Origin of the sequence: Dyadobacter jiangsuensis (assembly GCF_003014695.1) — a bacterium.
Lineage (GTDB): Bacteria > Bacteroidota > Bacteroidia > Cytophagales > Spirosomataceae > Dyadobacter > Dyadobacter jiangsuensis.
Genome location: NZ_PYAS01000008.1, coordinates 37246 through 48804 on the forward strand (window position 1 = coordinate 37246; position 11559 = coordinate 48804).

The window sequence follows — 11559 nt, forward strand, 5'->3', positions numbered from 1 at the left end:
CCTTAATCTTTTCTTACTCTGCTTAAAAACCCATTTTCTATGAAAAGACCGTTACGATCCCTTCTATTCGTGCTGGCGGCCGCGGGTGCCGGTTCCCCCGGCCATGCGCAGTTGCTGGCGGCCCTCGGGCAGCGGCAACACGCGTTCGTGGCCCAGCAATCTACCAGAAGCCTGAAATCAGTGTTGCAGGATTTCAAAACCCATTACAAGGTCGACATCCTTTATTTCGACAGCGTTGTTCAGGGCTACGAAGTGCCGCTAAGCGCGTTGGATTTTCAGTCCAATCCAGAAAAATCCCTCTCACGGATCCTGAAACCGCTCGGCTTGCAATACCGGAAGTCCAAAACCGGCGGGTACATCGTGATCAAACCATTGAAAGGTGACAGGAAAGCCCAGCAGGCCCCGGTATCGAATGCAACCGACCAACCAGCCGACAGCCCGCTGCGGCAACTTTCTTTCTTTGCATCCACGGGCGGGCAACCCTCGGGCGCGACAGCCGAAATCGTACTCAAAGGCAAGGTATCTGATGAAAAAGGGGCAGGATTGCCGGGCGTAAGCGTGGTGGTGAAGGGTACCCAGCGCGGCACGATCACCGACGAGAACGGCGAGTTCAAAGTAGAGGCGGACGACAAAGACGCCGTGATCGTTTTTTCGTTCGTTGGGTTTCTATCGCAGGAAGTGACTGTCGGGAATAAAACACGCATCGATGTAACCCTGGCAACCGATACCAAAGCGCTCGAAGAGCTCGTAGTCGTTGGTTACAGCTCTCAGAAACGATCGCTGATGACCGGTTCTGTGGCTTCGATGAATGTGACCGAAGAAATGCAGAATATCCCTACCACCTCTACGGGTAATTTGCTCTCCGGCAAGCTCGCGGGCGTTTACATCGGCACGCCTAACGGTATACCCGGTACGAACCCGCAAATCAGTATCCGGACGGGCTCTTCACTCAATGCACAGCCGGTAACTTACGTAATCGACGGCATTATCAGGACCTGGGAGGATTTCAATAACCTGAGCCCGAACGAAATTGAAACCATATCCGTGTTGAAGGACGCTGCTTCCGCGGCTGTCTACGGATCGCGTTCTGCCGGTGGTGTAATCCTTGTCACTACCAAAAGAGGTAAAACAGGAATTCCGACTTTCAACTATTCGTTCAACACCGGATTCGACACCCGCACCAAAAATGTGCCTTTAACCAGCGCCGTGCAGGCGGGCGAACTGTACAACCGCATCAACGGCAATTCCGATCCCGCAGGCTGGGCTTGGTCGCAGGAGGAAATTGACCATTACAAAACCATCAACAATGGCTGGGGCTACGATCAACTGGAATCGGTATGGCGTAACCCTTCCACTTCCCAGCACAACCTGAATGTCTCCGGCGGCACCGAGAAAGTGAAATACTTCGCTGGCGCTTCTTACGTGAAACAGAATGGCTTCTTGAAACCGCTGACGTACGACAAATACAACATCCGCCTCAACACGACCGTCGACGCTACCAAGGACTTGCAATTCTTCGTCGGATTGGGCCTCAGCAATAACCTTCAGGGAAATGTTACCTGGGAAGGGCCTCAGTCGCTTTACAGGAAATTGCTCGTATGGCAGCCCGACCAGCCGGTGTATACCGACAGCGGCAAACTGCTGGATTACGGCTGGATCGCCAACGTGGGTGGGACCGTCAACGGGCACGGCGGCTACGACAAGAGTAATTTCCTGAGACCGCAGGTCGTCCTGAATGCGACGTACAACATCCCGGTGATCAAGGGACTCAGCGCCAAAGCCATATTCAGCAAGAATTTCAGCAGCTACCGCCGAAAGGTTTTCCAGAAGAGCTATCAGATGAACATCATGAAGCGGGACGGCGCCAACAAGCATATTGTCCATACCGACGACGCAAGCATTATCGGCACCAAGGCTTCTACCAACATTTCAAAGGACTACCTCCGGACCGACGTGTCGTGGGGCCAGGATTACCAGCTTGACCTCCAACTGAATTACGAAAACACTTTCAACAACATTCACCACGTACAGGGAATCCTTGTATATGAAAAAGCGGAAACCAGCGGAAGTGGTATTTATGCCGGCCGTGAAACCTTCCCGGTATACACGACCGACCAATGGTGGGCGGCTAGCAGCGCGCGTGCGGACGATTACGCAGGCGGAAGCAGCGACTATGTGAATGGGCGCGCTTCCTATATCGGTCAGTTCAATTACGATTACGACGAAAAGTACCTGGCTACCTTCTCTTTCCGGAAGGACGGTTCGATGAACTTCGCGCCCGACAGAAGGTGGGGCTTTTTCCCGGCAGGTTCGTTGGGATGGGTGGTATCCAAAGAATCTTTCTTTCCGGCCTCTTCCGGCATCGATCAACTGAAACTCCGGGTATCGGCCGGACTCACCGGAAACGATGCCATAGGCTGGCTGAACGGCAGCCCGGTACTGACCAGCTGGCTCTGGCAGGAATCCTACAAGCAGGGTACTTCTGCTTACTTTGGTACGGAACCTAAAACTGCAACGGGCATAACCTATGGTTCGGTAGTGAACCCGAATCTCACCTGGGAGAAAGCACTGACCTACAATGCCGCAGCCGACGTATCCTTCCTGAAAAACTGGACAGCGACGATCGAATACTGGAAACGTAAGTCCTACGATATCCTGGGCCCAAGAACGCTCTCCATTCCACCGACATTCAGCCTGAGCTTACCGGCAGAAAACTACGGGGTGATTAAAGCGCAGGGATTCGACCTGAGTATTGGTTATGAAAACAAAAAAGACAAGGCATTGAGCTACTACGGCAGCCTCACGGCGTCGTATGGATGGAACAAGGTTGTCACACAGGATTATGCGCAAAATGCGCTGGCGATCGACATCCCGACCGGCAGATCCATGACCGTCATCAGAGGATTCCAGTTCGACCGCATTATCCGTACACAGGCAGACCTCGACAAGTTCAACAGCGAGCATCCTAAATATTCATACAACGGCATTGCTCCCGAGCTCGGGATGATGACCTACAAGGACCTGAGCGGTCCGCAGGGCAGCCCTGACGGTATCATCGATACGTACGACCGCGTGGTGATCAAGGCCAGCAATTTCCCGATTGTATACGGGCTAAATCTCGGTGGTTCCTGGAAAGGTTTCAGCGTGGACCTGATGTTCAACGGCAGCCTGAAACAGCAGAAGTCGTTCCGCGACCTGGCGGGCGGAGTGGAATGGAACCGGATGTATTCTGCCTGGTACGACGACGCCTGGACTCCCGAAACCCCCAATGCGACTTTGCCTAAACGGGTCTCAGCCAACCAGTCCAACACCTACGGGGCGGAGTCGAACTTCTGGTACAAAAACGCGGGTTTTATGCGCCTGAAATACCTCACAGTGGGCTACACCATTCCTAAGCCGCTATACGGCAAGGCACTGGAAAGCGTGAAGCTCTATTTTTCAGGCACCAACCTGTTTAACCTCACGGGCTTTTCGTACTACGATCCCGAAATCGGCGAAGGCACCGCTTACCCGGTCATGCGGAACTTCAACTTCGGCGTCAATGTCACATTCTGATCTATTTAAAAGGGCTTAATCATGCGAAAAAGATATTTAAAAAACCTCCCGTTCTCATTGCTCTTTGCGGCCATCATGATGGTACCGCAGGCATGTGAACCCAACCTCGACTACGAGAATACGAATGCGATCAACCCGGACAACGTCTGGAACGATGAAAAGCTGATTACGGCGTTTTTGTCCGACATCCACGGCAACATGATTCCATCCTGGCCCGTCAATGGCAATAGCAGCGACGAGGGCATGAACGCGCCCGGTTCGATGGGCACTTACCTCCGTGGAGTCATCAGCGTGACTTCCGACGGCCAGAACCTGGTGTATACCAATATCGATAAGATCAACTTTTTTCTCGCACGCATCGCCGATGTGTCGCCTGCGATACTTTCCGAGGAAAAGAAAAAGCAAATGGCTGGCCAGGCGCTTTTCTGGCGGGCATGGGATTATTTCGGGAAGGTGGCGACGTTCGGAGGTGTGCCGCTGATCCTGAAACCACAGGACCCTGCCGACAAGGAGAGCCTCTTCGTACCGAGGAGTAAAACATCCGAATGCGTAACGCAGATTCTCGCCGACCTCGACGCAGCCATTGCCGCATTGCCCGATCAATGGGATAATGCCAACTACGGGCGAATCGATAAGGGAGCGGCGATGGCCTTCAAAGGGAAAGTGCTGCTCTGGTACGCGAGTCCGATGTTCAACCCGTCGAACGACCAGGTGCGGTGGCAGAAAGCCTACGAAGCCAACAAAGCGGCCGTCGACTTCCTGAAAGCCCAAGGGAAAGGCTTGCTCGAAGCTTACGGCCAGATCTGGAAGCAAGAGCGTAATAAAGAGGTGATTATGGTCAATCAATTTTCGTATCCGGATCACCCCTTCAACCAGGCGGGCATCCGTCCCCAGCCGCTCACCCAGGGTGACGCGAACAAGAACCAGCCGTTATTGCCCCTGTTGAACGCCTATCCTAAAAAAGACGGCTCGCCGATGCAATTCGATGCGGCAAAACTCGCCGCCGACCCGGCCTATAATGAGCAGTATATAACGGACTTTGTCACCAACCGCGACGACCGGTTCTACGCAACCATTTTCACCGGTGGCACGCCATACCCCACACCCGACCTCCCCACCGGTACCCGGTACTGGAGTGCTTGGAGAAAGGCGGCCGACGCAAGTTCTCCGGGCGGCTTTAAATATGTATCGCTGGCCAGCGACCAGAAATCCGTCACGATCGGCGCGGGTGTATCCGGCTTTTTCCAAATCAAAGGCCTCGACAATACGCTTACCAGTACGGTTATCGGCAACGCCGCCACCGACTGGGTGGAAATACGCTTCGCGGAGGTGCTGATGCATTACGGCGAAGCTGCCAACGAGGTGGGCAAACAGGAAGAAGCCATACAGGTATTGAAGGATATCCGTGCGCGGGCAGGCATTACGCCGGGCACGTCGGGCAAATATGGCATTACCGCCACCACGCAGGCAGGCATCCGCGAAGCCTATTTGGCGGAACGGTTCGTGGAGTTCGCTTTTGAAAACAAGAGATGGGGTGACTTGCGCCGGTGGAAGCGATTTGATATAGTGAATAAAACCGGTTTCCGCCAGGGCATTTACTTCGTGTTGAAAGACGGCGCAAAAATTGAATGGACCGACGACATTTCCGATGCCTCTGTGCGCAAGAAATTCACCGCGGTATTCATAGAAAATCTCGACGGCGATCCGCAATACAAGTTCAATCTTGATACGAACCATTGGTTTTACCCGATCAGCCAGACCAACCTTGAAGCCAGCTCGGCATTGAAACAAAATGCGGAATGGGGCGGAACATTTAATCCATTAGAATAAAAATAAAAGTAGGTCCTATGGGCGATGATGCTTACTCTGAAAGAATAGGCATCATCGCTTTTTTATAAAGGTTTACCTTCGAGAATGCGTGTTTAATCATAATTAACCAGCTATGCGATTTCAGATTCCCAAAACACTTATTTTACTCCTGATTGCCGTTTTGCCGGCGTCCTATTCCCATGCCCAGCACGATTTCAGTACCAGCTATTTTAAAATCCATATCAACAACAAGGGATGGATCACCAGCATGAAAAACGTCACGGGCAAAACCCACCAGCGCGAGTTCAGCCCCGCCGACAAGCCATCGCCGTTGTTGTCGCTGTTTGACAGTAAAAAGAACAAGTACTACCATCCGACCAAGGCCATTTTTAATAAAACCAAACAGACCTACACGCTACATTATGCCAATGGCTCGGTGGCCAGCGTGTCGGTGATCCCTCACAAAAAATACTTCAAACTAACGTTGCAATCGCTCGCTCCCCGCAACGGCGTCGATAATGTACAGTGGGGCGCTTATCATACCAACATCACCAATCTCTTCGGGGAGATCATCGGGGTAGCACGCGATACGAGCGAGGCCGTCAACTATGCCATCGGAATGCTGGCCCTCAGCGATAACACACTTGGAGGCTTGTCCGAAACTGTGGCCGATGCGGCACCTTTCCAGTATATCATCCACACTCCTGACAAAAAGCGCTTCCCGCTTCCCGCCCACCTGCACGAAGGCCAGGTGTTCCCTATCGGCGGTGACGGGATCAGCGACGTAGCGTTCTATGCCCATAAGGAACCCTATTACCGGATCCTTTACGGCAATGCGGCGCAAATTGACCCACAGGGCCAGATATCCATTGCCTACAATTCAAGGGACAGGGCTCCCAAACGGACCGTATTCTTTTCCCTGATCCCTAACATGGAAGCCAACATCCCGAACCACCTCGACGTGCAGCCGCTGCCAGGCATCGACTATGTAGGGTCCTCGGTGGCTTTCTGGGGTAGCCCCGACAGTACCGCATTACTGGATGTGGTACAAAATATCGTGTTGTCCGAAGGTTTGCCCTACCCTACTTTTAATGGTAAATGGGTCAAAGATCCTTCCGCATTTACGCCCGACGTGCTCACCAGCGGAGGCGTGTACGACAGCATCGTGCCTTACACGCATCAACTGGGTTTCAAGGCTATCAGCCTTTATGACCAGGGATTTATCCGCCCCGACCGTGGCAATGGAGGATATATCGACGGAAAGAATTTTGAGAAGAAACCTTTGAAAATGGCTGCCGGGGCTAAATCCCATAAGGAACTTTCCGAAATAGCTGCGCGGCTGGGCATTATCATCGGCCGTACTCCCATTACCACGGCGCTCGCTCCCGGTACCCACGATGCCAGCCCGGTCCCGAGCGACAGCCTTTGCTATCAGCAAAAGCGCATTCTGACAAAAAGTATCGGAACCTCCGACACACTGATATTCGTCAACGATCCGCAATACCTCGATGAAATAGCCAGCTGGGAGGGCCATTGCAAGAACCTGAATATGATCAAGATCGGCAAGGAGCTGATTCATTACCTGGGCGTTTCCAAAGAAGCCCCCTATCGTTTGCTGAACGTCAAACGCGGCTATTGGAATACGACAACTGCCAATCACGCGGCGGGTGATACCATTTACAAGCTGCAAGTGACGATCAATTACGGCTACGACGGACTGATTCCCAATATGCAGTTGCAGGACCAGATCGCCGAGTACTACGCAACCGTTTGCAAAGTCAACGGCCTGGCTTACTACGATTTCGACGGCCAGGAGTTCTTGTTCAACAACGGGCACGGCTACTACTCCGTCAAACGCTTTTTCCACCGTATGTTTGACAAAGCCAAAGCACTGGGTGTGCCGTACATTCGCTTCACCGGATCGACACTTTCGGAGGGCTCCTGGCATTATCAGAGTATCTGGAATGTGGGCGGCGGCAAAAACCTCTACGATATAGATACACGCGAATGGGGCAGCAGCACCAGCCAGGGCAAAGACCTGCGCGACGTAACCTACGCCAATTTCTTCCCGTCCGGAATGGGCGGCAACTTTCCGATTAAGGCGGGTTCCACCGTGGCGCAATATGAGCATGTACAAGCCATTTCCGTAGGCATTGGTTCTACGTACAGCCTTCAAATCAACCAGAAGGATGTGGAGGCCTGCACGGAGAAATATGCGATTTTCAAAGCTATCAGAACCTGGGAAAATGCCCGCGCTGCCAATGCTTTTCCAAGATGGGTCAAAAAGCAGCTTGCCGACCCGGCCAACCAGTTTCACCTCGAAGAACTCGACAAGGATAGCTGGAAGCTCTTCAAAACCGACCTTGACGGTAAAAACAGCAGGCCATTCTGCACACTCAAACGATCGGCACATTAAGGAAAAGGCCCGTGGCAAAAGCTGCGGGCCTTTTTCATAATAAAAGCCCGTAAGTCAAAGACCTGCGGGCTTATGCATCACCGATTAACCTAATGGACTAAATAGCATGATTATGCCATAACAGCCTTAATTTACGATTACTTCGTCGACAAACAGCCAACCTTTATTGCCTTTGCCCGAATGCCAGGCCGGTATCTTGTTCAGCGGCTTCGCGACCAGCTTGATGCAGCTCAATTGCTGAGGCTCAAAACCGGCCTCATAAACAATATTCTCCGTGCCCGGAACGTCTTTGGCCGGCACGCCCGGAGTGATCACTTTCAATAATTTCAGGGTTTTCGGATCGGCGCCGCCCCACACTTCGATCCTCGTTGGCTCAAAAATAAAACTTCCGAAGCTCCGCAATGTACTCACTGTCACCACACTGGCTTTCACAGGTTTTTTGAAGAACAAATAGCTCTGGAAATCGTTCTCGACATACCCCAGCCAGGTACCGCTCACCCGTTCGGTGTCGCCGACCTTCCCGTCGGAGATCGACGCAGCGCCTTTGGCATGGTACCGCTGATCGACCGGCGTAATCAGCTGCGCGCTGTCAACATGAATGCCTTCTTTGAAAAACAGCTTGCTCACCTGCGTACTGCCGTACCATCCTTTTCTGAATGCCCTTGCTTTGAGCTTCAAGTTTCCGTTGATGGCAATCGGCTTGTCATAAACAGGAGAACTCGTGCTGTCGGGCTCGGAACCATCCAGCGTATAACGGATCACCGTACCGGCAATCTGGTGCTTCATCGCGACCGTTTCTCCCTTGCCGATCAGCTGCTTTTCGTTGATGATCACAGGTGGATTGAGCGCCATCACCAGGGTGTCGCTTCGGAAACCGGTTTCAAATGCGATTTTCTGCCCCTTTTTCAACGTTTCCAACTCCTGCGGACCAATGCCCGTACTCCACAGGTAAACCCGTCTGAGCGCCGGGAAGCCTTCAAGCGATTTGACATGCGCCATGGTAATGCCGGTACCGCTCAATGAAAGCTCACGCAGACTGGCCAGCTTTTTCAGCTCGGTCAGGTTGCCGCCGGTAATATCGGTAAAGTTCAGTATTAGCCTGCGTAACTCGGGAAATTTGGCCAGCGCTTTGATATCCTCGTCCTTCACAGGCATTTTGCTCAAATCCATGGACACAATCTGATCCTTCAATGGCATCAGGCCTTCGATGTCCTGGCTTTTGAAATTCGCCCTGTTGTAAAAGTTGACAAACAATGCCGGAGATCCTGCCGACAATGGCTTGATGAGGCGGTAGTTGGTATTGAGCTTCTGCACCTCGTCGGCCGATGCCGCGCTGAACGTGTACTGCTCCTCGGTACGGTCCCCGCCCAGCACGTTCTGAGCATAGGAGTAAATGGGGTTCTGAGGCGGCAGTGAACTTACCAGTTGGTCAAAACGTGAGCCTGCTTTTACCCAGGCTGCTAGTAACACCACTTCCTCTTCCGTCAATTGTACTTTACCACGCGGAGGCATATGCTTTTTGTCATCGAGCGGCAAATGCAGGCGGCTGATCAGCAAGCCAAGATCCACTTTGGTCGTGTCCCACAGCACACCGCCTTTTCCGCCCTTCGTGAGCAGCGCCTGGGTCTGCATTTGCAAGCCCCCTTTCGATTTCTCCTCGTTATGGCAGGAAAGGCATTTCTGCTCGATCACTGGCTTCACCAGATGCTCGTACACCTTGGCCTCCTCGAAAGCCACGTGCTGCGCCGGTTCTCCCGACGGCCCCAGCGGGGATATCAGAAAGTCCTCACCGTGGGTAAGGTTACCTCCTAAATGACCACCCACAAAAAGCAGTACCAGGAATGCTCCTGCAACCACTTTTGCACCGGCTGTCCACGGTAACAGGGATTTTCTTGCCCCATACCAGATAACCGCGGCAATGGAAATGGCAATACCCAGCCATTTATGCCAAAATAATGTATCCGATTCGTAGCCCTCCTCGTGCGAGAGCACAAACCCTGAAAATGCCGCCACCGCAGCAGTGACTGTACCAATGACCAGCAGGCTGTCGGCCAGCGCTTCATTCCAGGTATGAGAATCCGGCTTCCGCACAATCATGACCCACAGGCTGTACAGAATCAGTACCACCAATGGAAAGTGCAACACAAGCGGGTGCATTCTTCCCAAAGCCTGCATCCATTGCGGAACGGCAAACCGGCTTTCGAAGAACAACAGAAATACGAGCAATCCATTCAGGAAAAAGGCGATGTTATAGACGTACCCTTTCCAATCCGACAATATTCTACTCACTGTATCAGAGGTTAATACTTTACGCAATAATTCCTTTCACCAACTTACCGGCTACGTCCGTGAGACGATAGCGGCGGCCCTGATGCTTGTACACCAGCTTTTCATGGTCCAGTCCCAGTTGGTTGAGAATGGTCGCATGAAAATCGTGTACGTGGACAGGGTCTTTGACAATATTGTACCCAAACTCGTCGGTCTCGCCATATACAATGCCCGGTTTGACACCACCGCCTGCCATCCACACGGTGAATGCCCTCGGATGGTGGTCACGGCCGTAGTTGTCTTTGGTGAGTGTTCCCTGGCAGTAGTTGGTACGCCCGAACTCCCCTCCCCATATTACCAGCGTTTCGTCCAGCAATCCGCGTTGTTTAAGATCGGTAACCAATGCGGCCGATGCCTGGTCGACATCCATACACTGCCCTTTGATTTCCGTCGGCAGCCCACCGTGGCTATCCCATCCCTGGTGGTAAAGCTGCACGAACCGCACACCCTGCTCGGAAAGTTTCCGCGCCAGCAGGCAGTTGGCTGCATAAGTACCGGGCACGAGGCATTCCGGGCCATACATTTTCACGATCGATTCCGGTTCCTTGCTCATATCAGTGATTTCCGGAACGGCTGTCTGCATCCGGAACGCCATTTCATACTGCTGTACTTTGGCCGTGATTTCAGGGTCACCGAAGTCGTTGAATGTGCCCTGGTTCAGTTCGGCCAGGTTATCGAGCATTTTGCGGCGCTGGGTACGATCCATCCCATCGGGGTCATTGAGATACAACACCGGGTTTTCACCGCTGCTGAACTGCACGCCCTGGTGCACCGAATCCAGGAAGCCGTTGGTCCATAGTTTGGAATAAACTCCCTGCCCATTGCCTTTTCCGCGCGATAGCAACACGCAGAAACCCGGCAGGTTCTGGTTTTCACTGCCCAACCCGTAGCTCAGCCATGCACCGAAGCTCGGACGGTTACCCACTTGCGCGCCTGTCTGGAAGAAAGTCAGCGCCGGGTCGTGGTTAATGGCTTCTGTATTAAGAGTTTTGATAATACAAAGATCATCCGCAATGCCGGCCATATGCGGCAGCAGCTCACTCATCCAGGCACCGCTCTTGCCGTGCTGTTTGAAATTGAAAATTGAACCCGCCAAAGGGAATTTGGCCTGGTTGGCGGTCATACCGGTCAGGCGCTGCCCTCCCCGGATTGACTCCGGCAGATCCTGCCCGTGCATTTTGTTGAGCATCGGCTTGTAGTCGAACAGGTCGAGCTGCGAGGGGGCGCCATTCTGGAACAAATAGATTACCCGCTTGGCTTTCGGGGCGAAATGCGGCAGGCCGGCCATCAGCTCGTTCACATCCGGTTCGCCACCGCCTCCTTTGAAAAGGTCCGGGATCAGCAGAGATCCCAGCGCAGCACTGCCCACACCAAGGCTCAGCTTGGAGAGAAAGTGCCTGCGTGTGGTATTCATTCCAAAATCAAATATTGGCTTTTCCATGATATCTCGG

General features: G+C 52.9%; 5 protein-coding genes. 3 read left to right on the plus strand and 2 right to left on the minus strand.

Annotated elements, in window-relative coordinates:
• Positions 1-39 precede the first annotated feature (39 nt).
• From CLV60_RS17115 to CLV60_RS17125, 3 genes are all read left to right on the plus strand, one after another.
• Entirely contained in the window at positions 40-3555 is a 3516-nt protein-coding gene (locus tag CLV60_RS17115; RefSeq protein WP_106596604.1) for a SusC/RagA family TonB-linked outer membrane protein, read from the plus strand.
• Positions 3556-3576: 21 nt separating this feature from the next.
• Positions 3577-5385 (plus strand): RagB/SusD family nutrient uptake outer membrane protein, encoded by a 1809-nt coding sequence (locus tag CLV60_RS17120; protein ID WP_106596605.1) that lies wholly within the window; start codon positions 3577-3579, stop codon positions 5383-5385.
• A 112-nt stretch (positions 5386-5497) separates the two neighbouring features.
• Positions 5498-7780: a hypothetical protein gene (locus CLV60_RS17125; RefSeq protein ID WP_211302248.1), complete on the plus strand. Its 2283-nt coding sequence runs from the start codon at positions 5498-5500 to the stop codon at positions 7778-7780.
• A 126-nt stretch (positions 7781-7906) separates the two neighbouring features.
• Here CLV60_RS17125 and CLV60_RS17130 read toward each other — a convergent pair whose 3' ends face one another.
• Both CLV60_RS17130 and CLV60_RS17135 read right to left on the minus strand, forming a co-directional pair.
• On the minus strand, positions 7907-10069 hold the full coding sequence (locus tag CLV60_RS17130; RefSeq protein WP_146151565.1) for an FN3 associated domain-containing protein: 2163 nt from the start codon (positions 10067-10069) through the stop codon (positions 7907-7909).
• A 19-nt stretch (positions 10070-10088) separates the two neighbouring features.
• A complete protein-coding gene (locus CLV60_RS17135; protein ID WP_106596607.1) occupies positions 10089-11549 on the minus strand; it encodes a DUF1501 domain-containing protein in 1461 nt (486 codons plus the stop codon).
• Positions 11550-11559 lie beyond the last annotated feature (10 nt).

Bases quoted from the DNA above. Each gene is read 5' to 3' on its own strand.
- CLV60_RS17115 (WP_106596604.1), top strand. From the start codon at position 40: ATGAAAAGACCGTTACGATCCCTTCTATTCGTGCTGGCGGCCGCGGGT.
- CLV60_RS17135 (WP_106596607.1), bottom strand. From the start codon at position 11,549: ATGGAAAAGCCAATATTTGATTTTGGAATGAATACCACACGCAGGCAC.
- CLV60_RS17120 (WP_106596605.1), top strand. From the start codon at position 3,577: ATGCGAAAAAGATATTTAAAAAACCTCCCGTTCTCATTGCTCTTTGCG.
- CLV60_RS17125 (WP_211302248.1), top strand. From the start codon at position 5,498: ATGCGATTTCAGATTCCCAAAACACTTATTTTACTCCTGATTGCCGTT.